17 protein-coding genes and 1 tRNA gene are annotated in these 18,944 nt (G+C 73.0%); 6 read left to right on the top strand and 12 right to left on the bottom strand.

The genetic code is table 11. The annotated features are described in order from the left end of the window. Positions 1 to 150: 150 nt before the first annotated feature. The gene (locus J2W21_RS08230) at positions 151 to 792 is read left to right on the top strand and encodes an aminodeoxychorismate/anthranilate synthase component II (RefSeq protein WP_307114019.1); all 642 of its coding nucleotides are present in this window, start codon (positions 151 to 153) and stop codon (positions 790 to 792) included. A 6-nt stretch (positions 793 to 798) separates the two neighbouring features. On the opposite strand, the gene pknB is transcribed toward J2W21_RS08230, so the two are convergent. Genes pknB through J2W21_RS08195 form a run of 7 tightly spaced genes read right to left on the bottom strand, consistent with a single transcriptional unit; the run spans position 799 to position 10,388 of the window. Further along, on the bottom strand, positions 799 to 2,826 hold the full coding sequence (pknB, locus tag J2W21_RS08225) for a Stk1 family PASTA domain-containing Ser/Thr kinase (RefSeq protein WP_307114018.1): 2,028 nt from the start codon (positions 2,824 to 2,826) through the stop codon (positions 799 to 801). Between the two features lie 49 nt (positions 2,827 to 2,875). Further along, positions 2,876 to 4,564: a serine/threonine-protein kinase gene (locus J2W21_RS08220; RefSeq protein ID WP_307114017.1), complete on the bottom strand. Its 1,689-nt coding sequence runs from the start codon at positions 4,562 to 4,564 to the stop codon at positions 2,876 to 2,878. Next, complete coding sequence (locus J2W21_RS08215; RefSeq protein WP_307114016.1) at positions 4,561 to 6,036, bottom strand: peptidoglycan D,D-transpeptidase FtsI family protein; 1,476 nt, start codon at positions 6,034 to 6,036, stop codon at positions 4,561 to 4,563. The genes J2W21_RS08220 and J2W21_RS08215 overlap by 4 nt, the downstream gene beginning before the upstream one ends. Next, the gene (locus tag J2W21_RS08210; RefSeq protein ID WP_307114015.1) at positions 6,033 to 7,454 is read right to left on the bottom strand and encodes an FtsW/RodA/SpoVE family cell cycle protein; all 1,422 of its coding nucleotides are present in this window, start codon (positions 7,452 to 7,454) and stop codon (positions 6,033 to 6,035) included. Before J2W21_RS08210 ends, J2W21_RS08215 begins: the two co-directional genes overlap by 4 nt. Further along, the gene (locus J2W21_RS08205) at positions 7,451 to 9,193 is read right to left on the bottom strand and encodes a protein phosphatase 2C domain-containing protein (RefSeq protein WP_307114014.1); all 1,743 of its coding nucleotides are present in this window, start codon (positions 9,191 to 9,193) and stop codon (positions 7,451 to 7,453) included. The genes J2W21_RS08210 and J2W21_RS08205 overlap by 4 nt, the downstream gene beginning before the upstream one ends. 2 nt (positions 9,194 to 9,195) lie before the next feature. Further along, positions 9,196 to 9,669: an FHA domain-containing protein FhaB/FipA gene (locus tag J2W21_RS08200; RefSeq protein WP_307114013.1), complete on the bottom strand. Its 474-nt coding sequence runs from the start codon at positions 9,667 to 9,669 to the stop codon at positions 9,196 to 9,198. Then, positions 9,666 to 10,388 (bottom strand): FhaA domain-containing protein, encoded by a 723-nt coding sequence (locus J2W21_RS08195; RefSeq protein WP_307114012.1) that lies wholly within the window; start codon positions 10,386 to 10,388, stop codon positions 9,666 to 9,668. The genes J2W21_RS08200 and J2W21_RS08195 overlap by 4 nt, the downstream gene beginning before the upstream one ends. Positions 10,389 to 10,679: 291 nt before the next feature. Here J2W21_RS08195 and J2W21_RS08190 point away from each other — a divergent pair. Further along, positions 10,680 to 10,762 (top strand) — tRNA-Leu (locus tag J2W21_RS08190). 103 nt (positions 10,763 to 10,865) lie between these two features. On the opposite strand, the gene J2W21_RS08185 is transcribed toward J2W21_RS08190, so the two are convergent. After that, on the bottom strand, positions 10,866 to 12,371 hold the full coding sequence (locus tag J2W21_RS08185; protein ID WP_307114246.1) for a lipase maturation factor family protein: 1,506 nt from the start codon (positions 12,369 to 12,371) through the stop codon (positions 10,866 to 10,868). Positions 12,372 to 12,450: 79 nt separating this feature from the next. Here J2W21_RS08185 and J2W21_RS08180 point away from each other — a divergent pair, with 79 nt between their 5' ends. Further along, entirely contained in the window at positions 12,451 to 13,161 is a 711-nt protein-coding gene (locus J2W21_RS08180; RefSeq protein WP_307114011.1) for a fluoride efflux transporter FluC, read from the top strand. After that, complete coding sequence (locus tag J2W21_RS08175) at positions 13,158 to 13,538, top strand: fluoride efflux transporter FluC (protein WP_307114010.1); 381 nt, start codon at positions 13,158 to 13,160, stop codon at positions 13,536 to 13,538. The genes J2W21_RS08180 and J2W21_RS08175 overlap by 4 nt, the downstream gene beginning before the upstream one ends. Positions 13,539 to 13,616: 78 nt before the next feature. Here the strand turns inward: J2W21_RS08175 and J2W21_RS08170 are convergent, their stop codons facing one another. Then, positions 13,617 to 14,153 carry a YbhB/YbcL family Raf kinase inhibitor-like protein gene (locus tag J2W21_RS08170; protein WP_307114009.1) on the bottom strand — a complete coding sequence of 179 codons (537 nt, stop codon included), beginning with the start codon at positions 14,151 to 14,153 and terminating at the stop codon, positions 13,617 to 13,619. Between the two features lie 111 nt (positions 14,154 to 14,264). Next, entirely contained in the window at positions 14,265 to 15,815 is a 1,551-nt protein-coding gene (locus tag J2W21_RS08165; protein WP_307114008.1) for an MFS transporter, read from the bottom strand. Positions 15,816 to 15,893: 78 nt separating this feature from the next. Between J2W21_RS08165 and J2W21_RS08160 the strand changes: the two genes are divergently transcribed. Together J2W21_RS08160 and J2W21_RS08155 are read left to right on the top strand one after the other, a co-directional pair. Continuing rightward, positions 15,894 to 16,454 carry a TetR/AcrR family transcriptional regulator gene (locus tag J2W21_RS08160; RefSeq protein ID WP_307114007.1) on the top strand — a complete coding sequence of 187 codons (561 nt, stop codon included), beginning with the start codon at positions 15,894 to 15,896 and terminating at the stop codon, positions 16,452 to 16,454. Positions 16,455 to 16,610: 156 nt separating this feature from the next. Then, positions 16,611 to 17,366: a MerR family transcriptional regulator gene (locus J2W21_RS08155; RefSeq protein ID WP_307114006.1), complete on the top strand. Its 756-nt coding sequence runs from the start codon at positions 16,611 to 16,613 to the stop codon at positions 17,364 to 17,366. 33 nt (positions 17,367 to 17,399) lie between these two features. On the opposite strand, the gene J2W21_RS08150 is transcribed toward J2W21_RS08155, so the two are convergent. After that, positions 17,400 to 17,645 (bottom strand): hypothetical protein, encoded by a 246-nt coding sequence (locus J2W21_RS08150; RefSeq protein ID WP_307114005.1) that lies wholly within the window; start codon positions 17,643 to 17,645, stop codon positions 17,400 to 17,402. Positions 17,646 to 17,830: 185 nt separating this feature from the next. Then, positions 17,831 to 18,925 (bottom strand): alanine racemase, encoded by a 1,095-nt coding sequence (locus J2W21_RS08145; RefSeq protein WP_307114004.1) that lies wholly within the window; start codon positions 18,923 to 18,925, stop codon positions 17,831 to 17,833. Positions 18,926 to 18,944: the final 19 nt, after the last annotated feature.

The raw sequence follows: 18,944 nt of genomic DNA, 5'->3' as shown, positions 1-18,944 counted from the left end.
GCCCGCCCGTCACGCCGCGGGGCCCGCTTGATATTCTGCTAAGCACCAACACGCTGCACCGCGGGTGCGGGCCGTGCGTTCCTGAGGCTTCAGTCTAGCCGCAGGAGCCCTCCGTACCCGCGCCGGCCCGGACGAAACGGCTACTGACGCATGACCACCCGCATCCTCGTCATCGACAACTACGACTCGTTCGTCTATACGCTCGTCGGCTACCTCCAGCAGCTCGGCGCCGAGACGACCGTGGTGAGGAACGACGACGTCTCCCTCGCCGAGGCGATCGAGCTCGCCGCCGCGCGCGACGGCGTCCTCGTCTCGCCCGGGCCCGGCAACCCCGCCGAGGCCGGGGTGTGCATCGAGCTCATCAGGTGGTGCGGGGAGAACAGCAAGCCGATGCTCGGCGTGTGCCTGGGCCACCAGGCCCTGGCCGAGGCCTACGGCGGCACCGTGACGCACGCGCCGGAGCTCATGCACGGGAAGACCTCCCTCGTCGAGCACGAGGGCAGGAGCGTGTTCGCCGGCCTCCCCTCGCCCTTCACCGCCACCCGCTACCACTCCCTCGCCGCGGTCGCGGACTCGATCCCCGACGTCCTCGAGGTCACTGCCCACACGCACTCCGGCGTAGTGATGGGCCTCGCGCACCGGACCGCGCCCCTGTGCGGGGTGCAGTTCCACCCCGAGAGCGTGCTGACCGAGGGCGGCTACCAGATGCTCGGCACGTGGCTCGAGTCCCTCGGCCTCGCCGGGGCCGCCGAGAAGGCCTCGCACCTGAGCCCGCTCATCACCGCAGGCTGAGCGCGCTCAGCCGTTTCCGCCTCCGCCGCCGCCTCGATGGCCGGGGGCATCGCCGCTGTTGCCGGGGCTCGACGCCGGGGGCGACGGGCTCGTGGTGTCGCTCGGCGACGGCGAGGGGCTCGGCGCCGGAGGGGGCGGCGGGGCCTTCGCCACGATCAGCGTGACGGTCCCACCCTGGTCCACGCTGCCGTCCGCGGCCGGGTCCTGGTACGTGACCGTCCCCGGCGCCGCGTTGGCGTTCTCCTGCTCCTGCACCGCGGCCTTGAGGCCGCGGTCGGCCAGGGCCTTCTGGGCGTCGGCGACCGCCATGCCGCGCAGGTTCGGGACGCTCACCTTGCCCGTCGAGACGGTCAGCTCCACCTCCGTGCCCAGGCCCACGGTCTGGCCCGGGCCCGGCTTGGTGGCGATGACGGTCCCGTACGGGGCCTTGGGATCGTTCGCGAGGATCGAGCGCGGCTTGACCTGGAGCCCGAGGGCCTGAAGCGTCGAGCGGGCGCCCGACTCGGTGGCGCCGATGATCGACGTCGGGATCGTCGCGTTGGCCGGCCCGTCCGAGATCTCGAGCGAGATCGAGGAGCCCTTGGCGAGCTGCGTCCCCGCGTCGGGCACCGTGCGGATCGCCGTGCCCTTCGGCACCGTGGGGTCCTTGGGATGGGAGATGTTCGGCTGCAGGCCGAGCGACTGGAGCTTGAGCGCGGCCTCGGTCTCGGACATGTTGGACACCGCCGGGACGGTGATCATCTGCACCGCCGAGGGCTGGTTCATGTACTGGTACAGCAGCAGGCCGCCGCCGGTCGCCACGAGCAGCGCCATCACGAGCAGCACCACGATCCAGGCGCGCCGCCGGCCGCGTCCACGGCGGGCGCGCTCCTCGTCGCGGGCGTCGTCGAACTCGATGAGGTCGGAGGGCTGGGGCGCGAACGCCGGGAACTCGCCCGTGTCGCCGAGGTGGGGGGAGGACTGGGCCTCGCCGGCAGGCTGCGCGCCGGCGCCGTTCGGCCCACGGCCGTCCTGCCCCGCGGCTGCGGCGTTCTGGCCGCTGCCATCCTCGCCGACGAGCCCGACAGCGGCGGTGGGGATCCCGCCGTCGTCCGCCTGCCCTCGGGCGGCAGCAGCAGCTGCGGCTGCAGCGGCGGCCCCCGCCCCGGCCGCGCCGCGGCCGGGGCGGGCGGGCACCACGATGCCGGCCCGGGCGCCGCGCAGCGCGCGCTGGAAGGCGGCGGCGCTCTGGAAGCGGTCGGCGGGGTCCTTCTCGAGGGCGCGGTCCAGGACGCTCTGGAGCGCCGGGGACACGTCCGGGTTGAAGTCGGCGGCCGGGCGGGGCACGGACTGGACGTGCTGGTAGGCCACGGACACCGCGGACTCGCCCACGAACGGCGGCCGGCCGGTCAGGAGCTCGTAGAGCAGGCACCCGGCGGAGTAGAGGTCGCTGCGGGCGTCCACCACCTTGCCCTGGGCCTGCTCCGGGGAGAGGTACTGGGCGGTGCCCACCACGGCCTGGGTCTGGGTGACGGTCGCGGAGGTGTCCGCGGTGGCCCGCGCGATCCCGAAGTCCATGACCTTCACGGACCCGGGCTCGTTGCACGCCATGACGTTGGCGGGCTTGATGTCCCGGTGGATGATGCCGTGCCGGTGGCTGTACTCGAGCGCGGAGAGCACGCCGAGCAGCGCATCGATGGAGTCGTCGATGCTCGGGGTGCCCTCGCGGATCACGTCCCGCAGGGTCCGGCCCTCGACATACTCCATGACGATGTACGGCACCGCGACGCTGTGCGGCGAGAGCGGGTCCGGATTGTGCTCGCCGGTGTCGTACACCCCCACGATCGAGGGGTGGTTGAGTCCGGCGACGGCGCGCGCCTCGCGCTCGAAGCGGGCCCGGAACTGCCCGTCGCGGGCCATGTCCGGGCGCAGCATCTTCACCGCGACCCGGCGCCCCAGCCGCAGGTCGAGGCCCTCGTAGACGTCCGCCATCCCGCCCCGGCCGATCAGCTCGCCGAGCTCGTATCTGCCCGAGAGGACGATGGGAGCGGGCATGGGCTCGTCCTCTCGTTCCAGGGGCGGGTGGGCGGAATAGGTCACCGGGTCAGCTGCTCGGCGTGATCGGCAGCGTGGAGGGCAGGGCGCCCGAGGTCTGCGACGGCGGCTGCGGCTGCGCGGGGCTGCTCTTGGGCGGCGCGGAGGACTTCGACGGCGCCGGCGGCGCCGTGACCGGCGGCTGGACCGAGAGGTAGGTGACGGTGACGGTCGAGCCGACCGTGACCTGCCCCGCGGGCGTGACGTCGGTGACCTGGCCCATCGTCCCAGTCTGCGACTGGACGGCGTTGAGTGCCACGTTCATGCCGAGCTCCTCGAGCTGTGACTTCACCTGAGTGTAGTTCTGCCCGATGTAGTTCGACGGGACGATCGTGACCGTGGCGGGCGCCGGCGGCGCCGTCGAACTCGGCGGCTCGCTCGTGGGCGGGGCCGACGTCGTGCTCGGCGCTGCGCTCGAGCTGCTCGGCGCGCTCGAGGGCAGCGGCGAGGGGCTGAATAGCCCCGCGTTGGAGAGCCACACGCCGATCAGCACGAACAGGAGCAGGAGCAGCAGGGCCACGAGCGGCCACGTGAGGGGGCTGCGCTTGCGCTGCTTGCGGACTGCGGGGGGCTCGGGCTGCTCGTCGTCGTCCGGGGCGTACAGCGGCTGGTGGGCGTCCTCGCTCGCGGAGACGCTCCCCTCCGGGCCGCGGCCGCCCTCGCCCATGAGGGGCAGGGCCGACGTCGCGGGGGCGCCGCGCGAGGCCGAGGCGCCTGCCGCTGCGGCCGCGGCAGCTGCCCCGGCCGCCAGGCCCGCGCCGCCGACCACGGCGGTCGGGGCCGTCTGGCGCTGCAGCTTCCCGGTCGAGACGGCATTCATCGCCTCGGTCGAATCCTCCTGCAGGAGCATGCCCGGCACGGCCGCCTGCGCGGCCCGGACGTCGCCGCGGCGGATGGCCTCGGCCGCCTCCGCGAGCTTGATCGCGTTCGCGGGCCGGTTCCGCGGGTCCTTCGAGAGCATCGACATGAGCAGGGCGCGGACCGGGGCGGGAAGGTGCTCGGGCAGCGGCGGCGGGGCGTCGTTGACCTGGGCGAGCGCGATCGCGATCTGGCTCTCGCCGGAGAACGGGCGGTGGCCGGTGAGGCATTCGTAGCCGATCACGCCGAGGGAGTAGATGTCGCTCGAGCCTGTGGCCTGCTGGCCCGTGGCCTGCTCGGGCGCGAGGTACTGCGCGGTGCCCATGACCTGGCCGGTCTGCGTGAGCGGGACCTGGTCGGCGAGGCGGGCGATGCCGAAGTCGGTGACCTTGACCCGGTGGTCCGGGGTGATGAGCAGGTTCCCGGGCTTGACGTCGCGGTGCACGAGGCCCTGCCCGTGCGCGACAGCGAGGGCGCGGGCGGTCTGGGCGATGATGTTGAGGGTCCGGTCCGGGGACAGGACGCGTTCGCGCTCGAGGATCGCGCTGAGCGGCTCGCCGGGGACGAGCTCCATGACGAGGTAGGCGGAGCCCTCTGCCTCGCCGTAGTCGAAGACGTTGGCGATCCCGCTGTGGTTCAGCAGCGCGGTGTGGCGGGCCTCCGCGCGGAACCGCTCGAGGAAGCTCGGGTCGCCCGCGTACTCCTCCTTGAGGATCTTGATCGCGACGATGCGTCCGAGCACCTGGTCGCGGGCACGCCACACCTCGCCCATGCCGCCGATGGCGATCCGGCTCTGCAGCTGGTACCTGCCGCCCAAGGTGATGCCTGACGTCGGTCTCACTTATTCAACACCGCCTCAAAGATCTTTCTCGCTGTCGGACTGGTCAGCGCGGCGCCCTGGTAGATGTCCACGCCTTCCATCACCACGGTCACCTGAACCTGGGGGTTGTCAGCCGGGGCGAAGCCGGTGAACCAGGAATTGTTCAGCATCTGGCCCTTGCTGTCGGTCACACCGAGCTCAGCCGTGCCGGTCTTGCCCGCCACCTTGACGCCCGGGACCGCGGCCGCGCCGGCAATGCCCTGCGAGACCACGTCGGTCATCCACTCGGTGATCTGGCGGGCGATGTCCGGCGTGGTGGACGTGCGCAGCACCTCGGGCTTGGGCTCCGAGACGACATGGAGGTCCGGGGCCGTGATGCTCTTGACGAGCGAGGGCTTCATCTGGACGCCGCCGTTCGCGATCGCGCTCGTCACGAGGGCGATCTGCAGCGGAGAGGCCTTGACGTCGAACTGCCCGATCGCGGACTGGGCGAGCTGCGCCTGGTCGAGCTTCTGCGGCCACACCCCCGAGGAGTAGTCGAGGTGCAGCTGGTCCCCGGCGTCCTGCCCGTAGCCGAACGCCGCCGCCTGCTTGCCGATGGCGTCCTGGCCCAGGTCGAGGGCGATCGACGCGAAGGGCGTGTTGCAGGACTGCTCGAGGGCGAAGGCGAAGTCCGCCTTGTCCCGCGTGTAGCAGTTGCCGCCGGCATAGTTGGGCAGCTGCGTGTTGGTCCCCGGCAGCGTCATCTGGGCGGGGTTGGGCAGGACCGAGTCCTTGTTGTACTTCCCCGAGGCTAGCGCTGCGGCGGTGTCCACGAGCTTGAACACCGAGCCCGGGGCGAGGAGCGCGCCCGTGGGGCCGCTGACGCCCTGGTTGAGGTTGATGCCCGGCTTGGACTGGATCTTCTGCATCGCCGCCGACGCCGCCGCCTGGTCCTGGGTGGCGATGAGGTTCGGGTCGTAGCTGGGCTTGGAGACCATGGCGATGATCGCGCCGGTCTTCGGGTTCGTCACCACGATCGAGCCGCGCTGGCCGTCGGGGATGAGGTCGTAGGCGAGCTTCTGGATGGCCGGGTCGATGGTGAGCTCGACCGAGGCCCCCTGCGGCTGCTCGCCGAGGAAGAGCTGGCGGATCCGGTCCATGAGCAGCTCGTCGGAGCGGCCCGTGAGGGTCGAGTTCATGGTGTTCTCGAGGCCTGAGGAGCCGTACACGTTCGAGTAGAAGCCCGTGATGCCCGCGTAGAGGTCCTGGCCCGGGAAGGTTCGCTGGAACTTGCAGGTGTCGTTGCCGCTGGCCACGGACTGTGCGATCGGCTTGCCGGCCACGAGGATCGGGCCGCGCTCCTGGCAGAACGTCTGCAGGATCGCCCGGTTGTTCCAGGAGTTCTTGTTGAGGTCGTCCGCCCCGATCACCTGCACGTAGCTGATGGCGCCGAGAATGAGGGCGAACATGACCGCGATCGCGATCCACGCATTCCTGATCGCCTGGTTCATCGGGTCCTCACCGCCTGCGTCGTCATGGTGTCTCCGGGCTGGGCCAGATCGGCGTGCCGCGTGCTGCCGTGGCCGCCGTCGGCCACGAGGGGCCCCTGTGCCACCGGCCTGCGTGCCGCGTTCGAGATCACGAGCAGCAGGGCCACGATGATCCAGTTGGCCAGCAGCGAGGAGCCGCCCGCGGCGAGGAACGGCGTGGTGAGGCCCGTGAGCGGGATGAGCCGGGTGACGCCGCCGATGATCACGAAGACCTGCAGCCCGACCGCGGCCGAGAGCGCCGAGGCGAGGAGCTTGCCGAAGGAGTCACGGGCGCCGAGCGCGGCGCGGAAGCCCCTCGTGACGAGCATGGCGTACAGCAGCACGATCGCGAACAGGCCCACGAGGCCCAGTTCCTCGCCGAACGAGGCCACGATCATGTCCGAGTGGGAGAACGGCACGAGGTCCGGGCGTCCCTGGCCGAGGCCCGTGCCGAGCAGGCCGCCGTTGGCCATGCCGAACAGGCCCTGGACGATCTGGTAGCTGCTGCCCGAGCTGCGCCCGTACACGTCCGGGGAGAACGCGTTGAGCCAGCCGTCGATGCGCAGGCGGATGTGCGGCAGCGCGAGGCTCGCGGCCATCGCGCCGGCGAACATGAGCAGCACGCCGAGGATGGCCCAGCTCACGCGGCTCGTCGCGATGTAGATCGTCGAGATGAAGATGCCGAAGAAGAGGATCGACATGCCGAGGTCGTGCTGGAAGATCAGGATGCCGATCGCGGCGAGCCAGGCCACGACCATGGGGCCGAGGTCCTTGAAGCGCGGCAGCTGGAGCTTCCCGATCCGGCGCCCCGCGAGCAGGATGAGGTCCCTGTTCGTGGAGAGGTAGCCGGCGAAGAACACGGCGATGGTGATCTTCGCGATCTCGCCGGGCTGGAACGTCGAGCCGCCGACCCGGATCCACACCTGGGCGCCGTTGATCTCGCCGGCGGTGATGCCGGGAACGAGGGGCAGGAGCAGCAGGACGGCACTGACGATCAGGGAGATGTACGTGAACCGGCGGAGGATGCGGTGGTCGCGCAGGAACCAGACCACGGCGATGGCGAGCACCATGCCCACCACAGTCCAGCGGGCCTGCGTGTTGCCGTAGTCCGTCTGCGGCGTGTCGAGCCGGTGGATCATTGCGAGGCCGAGCCCGTTGAGGGTCACCACGATGGGAAGGATGAGCGGATCGGCATACTTGGCGCGGAAGCGCAGCACCGCGTGGATCGCCAGGGCCGGTCCCGCCAGGAGCGCCTCCTGGAGCCAGAAGTCGCTGCCGAAGGCCGTGCCGTCCTGCAGGCCCTTCATGGTGTTCGCGCCGATGGACACGGCGAACGCCAGGAGCAGGAGCAGCAGCTCCACGTTCCGCCGTGGCTTCTCCACGGTCTCCACGCCGCTCATCGGGTGCCTCCCAGGCAGGGGTCGGGGGTGGTGGTCGGGCTCGCACTCGGGCTCGCGCTCTGGGCCGCGGAGCCCGAGGGCGACGGCTTCGCGCTCGACGACGGGGAGGCGCCGCCCGACGGGACCGCGCCACCCGATGCCGAGCTGGACGGGGCCGGGCTCGCGGTCGCGCCCGAGCCGGGCAGGCATCCCCTCGGGTCGGCTTGGATCGCGTGCACGATGTCCTCGGCGGCCTCGAGGCCGTCCGCGGGAACGCCGGAGCGCAGCCGCTGCTGCGTGTACGGGCTCAGCGAGTCGAGCGGGATGTTCGTGGCCGAGTGGACGTGCGAGAGCGAGATCGGGCCCAGCTGCTGCGAGACGCCGTTGTAGATGGCCACCCGGTTGTCGTAGGCGCCGACGTAGTAGCGGGTCTGGGTCCAGGCGTAGCCGAACCAGACCCCGAGGATGAGGGCCAGGGCGGCGATCGCGCCGAGCCCGATCCGCAGCCAGCGCCTCACGGGGCGGGCCGGCGGGGCGGGCTCCTCCGCGTCCTCCTCGGGCTCGGGGCTGCGGTGGGTGAGGATGGCGGCGGCGCGGCGTGCGGCGGTGCGGCTCGCGACCGAGGGCAGCGAGCCGGTCTCGGCGGCCGAGGCGGCGGCGCCCACGAGCTCGTGCGGGCGGGAGTCGAGCTCCCGGCGCAGGACCTCGGCGGAGAGGTGGGCGCCGAGGTTCGGGTCCGTCTCCGGCTCCTCGCGGCCGGAGTCCTCGCCTTCACGCTCCGGGGCCGTTGCCTCGCCAGCCTCGCCCGCCTCGGCCGCGCGGGGCTCGGGTGCGCGGGGCTCGGGTGCGGCGGCGGGGGCCGGCTTCGAGGCCGCTGCTTCCTCCGCGGCGGCCTGCTCGGCTGCGTTGGCCCGGGGCGGGTTGGCGGCGGCAGCCGAGGTCACGGGCGTGCGGGCGGCGGCGGCTGCGGTGAGCGTCGCGGCGGCCGGGGCCTGCGCGGGAGGTGCGGCCTCGCCGTCGTCCTCCTCTCCGGCGACGACGTCGGCGACGATCACGGTCACGTTGTCCGGCGCGCCCGCTGCGAGCGTGAGCTCGACGAGGCGGTCGGCGCACTCTGCCGGGTCCTCGATCTCCCGCAGGGTGCGGTGCACGAGCGGCAGGGGGACGTAGTTGAGGCCGTCGGAGCACAGGAGCCAGCGCTCGCCCTCGACCGCCGGGAAGGTGGCGAGATCGAGCTCGGGGCTCGCGTCCACGTCGCCGAGGACCCGCATGAGCACGTTCTTGTGCGGGTGCGTCTCCGCCTCTTCCGGACGGAGGCGGCCCTCGTTGATGAGCCGCTGGACGAAGGTGTGGTCGGTGGAGACCTGCTCGATGTCGTTGCCGCGCAGCCGGTAGGCGCGCGAATCGCCGATGTGGGCGAACGCGAAGGTCCCCTCGGACAGCAGGAGCGCGGTCACGGTGGTGCCCATCCCGGCCAGGAGCGGATTCGCGCTGACGAGCTCGGACAGGAGCGAGTTCGCGGTCTGGATCTCGTCGGCGAGCTGGGTCGCCGCCTCGCCCTCCTCGTACGCGCCGTGGTCGAGGTGGATGAGGTCCAGGACGGTGGAGGCGCTGGCCACGTCGCCGCCCGCGTGCCCGCCCATGCCGTCGGCGACCACCATGAGATGACGGCCCGCGTAGGCGGAGTCGTCGTTCTTGGAGCGGAGCCGGCCGACGTCGGAGCGGGCCGCGTAGCGCAGGATCAGCGGGGCCTCTGCCAAGGTCAGGGCCTCAGCTCGATCACAGTCTTGCCGATCCGGATCGGCACGTTGAGCTCAACGGGCTGGGCGCGGGTGAGCTGCTGGTCCGCGAGGTAGGTGCCGTTCGTGGAGCCGAGGTCCTCGATGAACCAGCGGCTTCCCTGCGGGAACAGGCGGGCGTGGCGGCCCGAGGCGTAGTCGTCCTCGAGGACGAGCGTGGCCTCCTGGGCGCGCCCGAGCAGCACCGGGCTTCCCTCGAGCGGAAGGCTGGTGCCGGCGAGGGGGCCCTCGACGACGACGAGGCGGTGCGCCTGCTGGCGGGCGGGCGGTTCGGCGAGCTCCGGGTTCCGCCGCACCTGGCGGGCGGTGGGGGCGCCGGTCTTGTTCCGCCGGCCGACGGCGAGGTCACGGCGCATGGCGCCCACGACGCTGAAGACGAGCAGCCACAGCAGCAGGAGGAACCCGAGCCGCAGGGCGGTGAGGGTCAGCTCGTTCACGCGTTCCCTCCCCGGGGTGCCGGAAGCATGCGGAAGACGATCTTGGTGCGTCCCATGGTGATGGTGGTCCCGTCGTGGAGAACGGCGCTGCCCTCGATGCGGTGGCCGTTGATGTAGCTGCCGTTGGTCGAGCCGAGGTCCACCGCGTACGTCGTGCTGCCGTCGGTGCGGATCTCGAGGTGCCGGCGGGAGACGCCCGTGTCGTCGACCACGATGTCTGCCTCGTTCGAGCGGCCCAGCACCACGGAGTCCGCGTTGACCGAGTACCGCTGCCCATCGATCTCCAGCACGGGCGAGAGTCGCACGGGCTCGCGCGTCGGGGCGGCGGGGAGGTTCGGGCGCGCCTCGTTCCGCTCGGTGCGGGAGTCGACCTCGAACTGGCCGGGCTTGAGCGCGGCGTCGTGGCGGAACGTGAAGCGGACGGGGCCCTGCAGCGTGTAGCCCTGGGAGCGGGCATGCCTGACGGCCACGTCGCACAGCTCCTCGGCCAGCGGCTGCCCCCAGCCGCGGGCGCGCTCGAAGTCTGCGTCGGAGAGGTGGGCTTCGAAGACGTTGGGCGCGAGGGTGCGTCCCTGGTCGATCGAGAAGGCCTGGCGGTCCATCTCGCGGCGCAGCCTGCTGGCGATCTCCACCGGCTGCACCTGGCCCTTCGAGCCTGTCGAGAAGACGCCGTGGACGGCCTTCTCGATGCCGCGCTCGAGCCTGTCGAGCAGTCCCATGGCCCCTCCTTCCAGGTCCAGGGCCCGCGGGTGCGGGCGCAGTGCGTCAGCTTCACGGAGCGGTGCACGCTGCGTGCACAGTCCTCACCCGATACTACTGGGCGCCTCTGGGTGCCGTCTGAACCGGGGTGTACCGAGCGCGTAACGACGGTTCCCCTGGCGCGCCGTCCCCCATCTTCGCCCATCCTCAGGGTGGCCTCGGGCAATTTCGCAATCCGCGGACCGCTCGGCTATGCTGGTTCTCGCTGCTTTCGCAGGGTTGGGCTCAGGCCCGAACGGCGGAAGTGTTGCGCGCGAGTGGCGGAACGGCAGACGCGCTGGCTTCAGGTGCCAGTGTCCGAAAGGGCGTGCGGGTTCAAATCCCGCCTCGCGCACCGCACGAAGGGCCCCGGTCAGTGACCGGGGCCCTTCTCGTTGCCTCTGTGCCTCTGCGCCCCGGCCCTCAGCGGGCGGCGGCACGGCAGAGCGCACGGCACATCAGTGCCCGGCCTCCTCGCCCTCGCGCAGGGTGAGCGGCCGGATGAGCACCCGCAGCGGCGTGACGACCCAGCGCTGGTGGGTCTGCTGGAACTCGGCGTGCGTCGAGAACTCGTACAGCGCCGACCGCGCCCGCACCCAGCGCGGACGCTCGCCGTGGAACGGATCCTCGCGCAGGAGCCGGAGCGTGGCCGGGTCCGCCGCCAGGAGCTTGACGAGGAAGGCGTAGAACCAGTCCTCGTGCACGGTGCGCAGCGGCAGGAACCACATGAGCCAGTCGAGCCGCAGGTGGTACGGCGCCCACTGCCTCGGGATGCGCTCCGGCTCGCCGGGCTTGCCGCGGAACCTGTACTCGCGCCACTCGGCGTCCTCCGCGGGGACCGGGTCCAGCGTGCCCTCGACCACGATCTCCACCCGGTTCTTCGTCACCGACCCGAAGGCGCCGTACGTGTTGACGAGCTGCCACCGGTTGAAGGCGGCGTTCATGAGCTGGCGGCTCGAGACGAGGTTCTTCGCCGGCCACCACGAGAGCACGAGCAGCAGCAGTGACGCGGCGACCACGACGCCGACCCACACCCAGGCGACCCAGTCGCCCGAGGCGGGCCACGCCGTCGTACGCCCGCCGCCCCCGCCGGCCCCGGCGTTCCAGGGGGCCGAGGAGAGCCGCTCGGGGACGGACGGGAGCAGCCAGTGCACCGCCGCGTCGCCCACGGCAGCGAACGCGAGGACGATCGCGGACCAGTTCAGCCACGCGAAGTTGCCCGAGAGCACGAGCCACAGCTGCGTCACGACCACCACCGCCGCCGCGACGGTGCCCACGGGCGGGAAGAACAGGAAGAACGGCACCACGAGCTGCGCGAAGTGGTTCCCCACCACCTCGGAGCGGTGCATCCACTTCGGCAGGAGGTGGAACTGCCGGCTCAGCGGGCCGGGCATCGGCTGGGTCTCGTGGTGGTAGTAGAGCGCGGTGAGGTCCCGCCACTCGGCGCCCCCGCGGATCTTGATCATTCCCGCCCCGAACTCCAGCCGGAACACGAGCCAGACCACCAGGATGAGGATCGGGCGCGGCGGCGGGACCTGGTCCGAGCCGAGGAACGCGACCGTGAACCCCGCCTCGAGCAGGAGCATCTCCCAGCCGAACCCGTAGAACGTCTGACCGACGTTCACGATCGACATGTACAGCCCCCACAGCACCAGGAACGCCGCGAGCGGGACCCACCACGGCCCCGCCTGCGGGACGCCCAGCACGAGCAGCGCTGACACCACGAGGCCCACGGCCGCCGCCCAGCGGAACAGCCGGTCCGAGTAGCGGTACCGGAAAAGGCTCGGGCGGCGCAGGCGGTGGAACCCCGCGAGGTACTGCGGGACCGGCAGGAGGCCGCGCTCGCCGACGAGCGCGGGGAACTGGTTGAGGCTCGAGAGGAATGCGACGAAGAACAGGGCCGCGACGCCGCGCTGCAGCACCCAGCGGGCCACCTCGGAATCGGTGGCCGCGAACCACGCCATGACCCCGGATGCCGCGTCCACACCTCCACGCTACGCCGGGCCCCGCGCGCACAGGGAGGGGCGGTAGGCTCTACCCGCCGTGACTTCCGACCCCCGCCTTCCCGTTCCGGGCCCCGCGCACGACGCCGGCCCCGCGCCGCACGCGCCGTCGCGGCTGCCTGCGCCTCCCCGGCTCGCCCACCCGTTCTCCCCGGGGGTGCTCGCCCTCGTGTTCGGCGGCGGCGTGCTCGGCGCGCTGTCCCGGTGGGCGCTCGGTGCCGCGATCCCGACGCCTGGCGGCTGGCCCCTCGGGACCCTGGCCATCAACCTCGTCGGGGCGCTGGCCCTCGGGGCGCTGCTCGAATCGCTCGCGCGGCGCGGCCCGGACGTGGGTCCCCGGCGCCTCGTCCGGCTCACGGTGGGCACGGGCTTCCTCGGCGCCTTCACCACCTATTCGACCCTCGCCGTGGACGGGTCCCGGCTCCTGGCGGCCGGCCGGACGTCCGACGGCGCGTGGTACCTCGCGCTGAGCCTGCTCGGTGGAGCCGCGGCCACCCTGCTCGGGGTCGCCGGGGCGGCCTGGCTGCACCGCGAGGACCGGCGCGGCCTGGCCGCCGAGGCGCACGCCGCGGCCCACCCCCACGGCGGCCGGGCCCACCCCGCGGCTCCCGCGGCCGACGCCAGCCGTGAAACCGCCTCACCTTTCGGTCAGGACCACCGTCTTCAGCGGGGGGCAATGACCGAAACCGGGGGCGGAATCGGAGACCGCGCCGCGGCTGACGGCCAGGACCTCCCCGAGGAGCCCCGATGAGCCCCCTCGAGGCCCTGCTGCTCGGCGCGGCCGGCGGCCTGGGCGCGGTGGCCCGCTACGTGCTGGACACCGCCGTGAGCCGCCGCATCAGGGGCCCGCTGCCCTTCGCCACCATCGGCATCAACGTCACCGGGTCGCTCGCGCTGGGCCTCGTCACGGGCGCCGTGCTCGCCGGGGCCGACCCCGCCGTGCAGGCGGTCCTGGGCACCGGCTTCCTCGGCGGCTACACGACCTTCTCCACCGCGAGCTACCAGAGCGTGAGCCTCGCCCTCAGCGGCCGCTGGGCGGCCGCCGTCGTCAATGGGGTGGGCACCCTGGCGCTGTGCCTGGCCGCGGCGCTGCTCGGTCTCGCTGCGGCGGCCGCGCTCGCCGGCTGAGGTCCCGGACGCAGCGGCCGCGGCCGCCGGGCATCCCGGCAGACGCGGCCGTACGGCAGCGAGTTGGCCGTCCTGTGACTAGTCGATCTTGCCCGTGACGACCAGGCCGGCCCGCCCGAGCGTGTGGAAGAAGATGTTGAAGCCCAGGAAGGCCGGCGACGAGTCCGCGTTGACGCCGATGTCCTCGACGTCGAGGGCGTGCACCGTGATGAAGTACCGGTGCGTCCCGTGCCCCGAGGGCGGCGCGGCACCGACGAACTGGGCGGTGCCGCCGTCGTTCTTCAGCTGGATCGCGCCGTCCGGCATGTCCTCGCCCGACGCCGTGCCCGCGCCCTCGGGCAGCTCGGTGACCGACGCGGGGATGTTCGCCACGGCCCAGTGCCAGAAGCCCGACTGGGTCGGCGCGTCCGGGTCGTAGACCGTGACCGCGAAGCTCTTGGTGCCCTCGGGTGCCCCGGACCAGGACAGCTGGGGCGAGACGTCCTCGCCGCCCGGCACGCCGAACGCGCCGGAGTACTGCGCCGCCGGCCAGGGCTGGCCGTCCGTGACGGTCGTGCTCGTGACGGTGAAGCTCGCCGTCTCCGGGATGCGGTCAAAGGGATCGTTGCCACTCATGTGCAGCTCCTCTCTCGCGGGGAGCGGGGCGTGCGCCCACGCGGTTCCGATCCTATGGCGGGACATGGTGGCTTGAGCAGGGTGCCTGCTGCCCGGACCGTGCCCGACCCATCATCTCCGGGGCGGTTTCGGCGCCCGCAGGACGCGGAGGACGACGACGGCGGCCCCCGCCATGAGCGCCGCACCGATCGCCGCCGTGGACGCGACGCCGGAGTCGAAGGCCCGACGCGCCGAGTCCAGGAGCTCCGCCGCCGCGTCGGCGGGCAGGAGCCCGGCGGCCTCGACGGCGCCGCCGAGGGTCTCGTGCGCGCGGGCCGCCTCCTCGCCGGGCAGCCCGGCCGGCACCTGCACCCCCGCCCGGTACGCCGCGCCGAGGATGCTCCCGAGCACCGCCGTGCCCAGCACCGCCCCGAGCTCATAGGCCGTCTCGGAGATCGCAGAGGCCGCCCCGGCCTTGGCCGGCGGGACCGAGCCGAGGATGAGGTCGTTGGAGAGCGTCTCCGCCAGGCCCACGCCGGCGCCCGTCACGGCGAAGCCCGTCAGCAGCCCCGGAAGCGAGCCGTCGCGCCCGAACCCGAGCACCACCGCATAGCCCAGCGCATTCATCAGCAGGCCGGCCACCATGACCGACCGGGCCGAGAACCGGGCCGCGAGCCGCACGGCCGCGAGCCCGGCGACCACGGAGAGGGCCATGCCCGGGAGCATGAGCAGCCCGGCCTCGAACGGTGCCTTCCCGGCCACGAGCTGGAGGTGCTGGGAGAGGAAGAACATGAACCCGACGAGCGAGAAGATGCTCAGCAGGTTGGCCGCGAGCCCCGCGCTGAACGCCGGGCGGGCGAAGAGGCGGACATCGAGCATGGGGCCCCTGCCGCTTGCGGCCCGGCCGAGCTGGCGCCGGACGAAGGCTGCACCCAGCCCGAGCCCGAGGAGGATTGCGGCGGCGGGGGCGGGGCCGGCGTCGTGCGCGAGCTCCTTGATCCCCCAGACGAGGGCGACGGCGGCGCCCACCACGAGCGCGATGCTCACCGGGTCGACGGGCGACGGCGCCGGGTCGCGGGAGTCGGGCACGAGGACCGGGGCGAGGGCCAGGGCGGGGACGAGCATGGGCACCGCGAGCAGGAAGACCGAGCCCCAGGCGAAGTGCTCGAGGAGCGCGCCGCCCACGAGGGGCCCGAGCGCCGCGCCGCCGGAGAAGACGGAAGCCCACACGGCCACGGCGAGCCGGCGCTCGCGGGCGTCGGCGAAGATGTTGCGGATCAGCGACAGGGTCGCGGGCATGATCATCGAGCCGAACACGCCGATGAGCGCCCGCGCCGCGATGAGCTGGGCCGGGGTGGTCGCGAATGCGGCGGCGGCCGAGACCGCGGCGAAGCCGCTGGCCCCGGTCAGGAGGATCCGGCGCCGCCCGATCCTGTCCCCGATCGAGCCCATGGGCACAAGCAGTCCCGCGAGGACGAGGGAGTAGACGTCGACGATCCACAGCATCTCGGTCCCCGTGGGCGCCAGTGCGAGCGAGATCGCCGGGACGGCGAAGCTCAGCACGGTGTTGTCGACCGCGATGAGCAGCACGGGGAACATGAGGGCGGCGAGGGCGAGCCAGCGGCGCGCGGGGGTCGGCGGGGCGAGGCGGGGTGATGCCTGGGCCTGGGAAGCCTGGTTCATCGGGGGCTCCTGGGGTGGGGGATAGCCATAACTATACCGTCTGGACGGTATTGCTGCAACGACGCGTACAGTGTCGGTATGCCCAGACCCCCCAAGGCCCGCGCGGCGATCCTCGATGCCTACCGCGACCTCCTCGTCTCCGACGGCGAGCGGGCGGCGACCATGGACGCCGTGGCGGCCGCGGCCGGCGTCTCCAAGGGCGGGCTGCTGTACCACTTCAGGAGCAAGGACGCGCTGGCCGAGGGGCTGCTCGGGCGGCTGGCCGAGGCCGCCGCCGAGGACCGGGAGCAGATGGCCTCCGCCACCGAGGGGCCCTCGCGGTACTTCGTGCGCACCTCGGTGAGCACGGGCTCGGACCTGGACCTGCTCTTCGTCGCCACCGTGCGGCTGGCCCAGGCCGGGCACGCGGGGGCCCTCGCCGCGCTCGAGGAGCTTGACGCCGCGTGGCTCGAGATCATCCGGCGCGAGGTGCCGGACCCGGAAGCCTCGGCGGCGATCATGCTCGTGGGGGAGGGGCTGTACCACTACTCCACGCTCGCCGGCGGCTGGCCCGAGGCGGCCTTCGGCACCAGCCTCGAGGGTCTGCTCGCCGTCGTGGACCGGCTGCGCGGGGTGGCGCCGGAATCCGACCGGGTCTAGGGGCCGCCGCGGGCGCGTCCCGGGCGGCGCGCCGCCGTATCGCCTCGCGGCCTTGGGAAAGCCGGTCGGAATCCCTCGCGCCCGCTCCTTGACCCGGCCCCCTTGACCTTGACGCAGCGTCAACTCCTACCGTGGAAGCCACGAAGGAGGACGCGCATGGACTGGAGCATCCAGGAGGTCGCCAGGCTCGCCGGCACCACGAGCCGGACGCTGCGCCACTACGGCAGCATCGGCCTGCTCGAGCCCACCCGGGTCGGCCCCAACGGCTACCGCTACTACGACCGCGACGCCCTCGTCCGGCTCCAGCGCATCCTCCTGCTCCGCCAGCTCGGACTTGGGCTCGAGGACATCGCACACGCCCTCGCGCACGACGGCGACGCCGCCCCCGCGCTGCGCCGCCACCTCGCGTGGCTCGGCAACGAGCAGGAGCGGCTCGCGCGCCAGGCGCGGGCGGTGGAGCAGACCATCACCGCATTGGAGACAGGAGGGCCACTCATGGCCGAGGACATGTTCGCCGGGTTCGACCACACGCAGTACAGGGACGAGGTCGAGGCCCGATGGGGCGCCAAGGCCTACGCGGACTCCGACGCCTGGTGGCGCGGGCTCGGCGCCGCGGGCCAGCAAGAGTGGCGGGCCCGGGTGGCGCAGCTCAACGCTGACTGGCGGCAGGCCTCCGCGGCCGGTGAGGCGCCCGACGGCGAGGCCGCCCAGGGCCTCGCGGGGCGCCACGTGCGGTGGCTCGCCGACATCCCGGGCACGCCCGGCTACCCGGACGGCCCGGCGAGGGAGTATGTGCTCGGCCTGGCCGAGATGTACGTCGCGGATCCGCGCTTCGCGCAGAACTACGGCGGCCCGGAGGGGGCGGCGTTTGTCCGAGACGCCCTGCGCGCCTACGCCGAGCGCATGCTGTAGCCGGGGGCGGAGGGGGCGAAGGTGTCCGGGGCGTCAGGCGCTGCGGCCCGCGGCGAACGATCGCGCCGCCCGGGCCTGCTCGGGCGTGAGCTCCTCGATCCGGCCGCACGCCAGGCAGAAGAGGGTGAAGGTCCGGTGGCGCAGGGCCGCGCCGAAGGCCCGGGCACTCCTGGCCATGGGGGCGATCGCGTGGTCCGCGAGCGTGTCGCAGGCGGGGCAGTGCAGGGCCGCGATGGTCAGGGCGTCCCGCTGCGGGGCGCCTGATGGGTGGTGATGCATGTGTCCCCCTGCCCGTCCGCCGCCCCCGGCCGAGGCGGAGGCGCCCGGGCTGGTGCAAGGCATCGAAATTGACAGAATTTTACTCCTGTTGTCATGCCCGGGGCAAGAGGTCCTTGGGCACCCGTGCGGAGGGGGCGGACGACGGCGGCCGCCCACCCGCCGTCGTCCGCGCCCCGCAGCGGCGGCTACCTGTTCCGCCCCCGCGCGGCCACCCGCCACCGGTCCACGACCTCGCCGCCGCTGACCACGGCGACCTCGTCGACGAGGTTCACTGCGACGCACACGTGGTTCGGAATCACCCGCAGGCGCTCGCCGAGCGCTGGCAGCCCCTCGCCGTCGGGGAAGGCCACCGTGGCGTGGTGCTCGGAGAGCGCGGTGATCCGCGCATCGGGGAAGTCGGCGAGCCGGCCGAACCCCGTGGCCCAGCCCGGGCGGTCCCCGCCCAGGACCTTGCTGCCCGCATCGAGGACCACCCGGCGGGGCACGCCAGATGAGCCCTCGTGGCGGCTCACCACGGTCGCCGCCACGGTGAGGGCCACGTCCTCGGGCGCGCAGCGGCCGAGCTCGAGCTGCTGCGCGTCGCCGAACACGTACACGCCGGGACGGACCTCGGTGGTGGGCCGGGCCTCGGTGAGGAGGGCGCTCGGGGTCGAGCCGCCGCTCACCCGGGTCACCTCGAAGCCCGCCTCGGTGAGCAGCCGCGCGGCCTCGGCCAGGGCCCGCCGCTCCTCCTCGGCCGCCTCAGCGGGCATGCCGGGTGCGTAGGAGTGGCCCGGGAACGTGAAGACGCCGGCCACGCGCAGCCCGGAGTCCGCCGCGGCGCGCGCCACCTGGACGGCCTGCGCGGGCGCCACGCCGCTGCGGTGGTGGCCGCTGTCGACCTCGACGAGCACCTCCACGTCGGCCCCCGCCACATGGGCGCCCATCGCTCGGGCCGCCTCGGCCGAATCGGTGCCCACCGCGATCCTCGCCCGGCGCCCGAGCTGCCGCAGCCGCTGCCCGCTGCGCTCCGTGACCCACAGCGGGTACGCGATGAACAGGTCCGCGGCGCCGTGCTCCGCGAACACCTCGGCCTCGCCGATGGTGGCGACCGTGAGCCCCACGGCCCCCGCGACGAGCTGCAGCGCGGCGATCTCGGGGATCTTGTGCGTCTTCGCGTGCGGACGCAGCGCGAGGCCCTTCGCCGCGACGCCCGCCGCCATCCGCTCGATGTTCCGCCGCAGCACGTCGGCGTCCACCATGATCTCCGGGGTGTCGATCTCGGGGGGAACAGTGCTCACGGGCGCTCCTGGGCTCGGG

It is taken from the genome of Sinomonas atrocyanea (genome assembly GCF_030811715.1).
Classification (GTDB): Bacteria; Actinomycetota; Actinomycetes; order Actinomycetales; family Micrococcaceae; genus Sinomonas; species Sinomonas atrocyanea_A.
The sequence above is the reverse complement of the archived record's forward strand: the minus strand, read 5'-3'. Positions and strand labels throughout refer to the sequence as shown.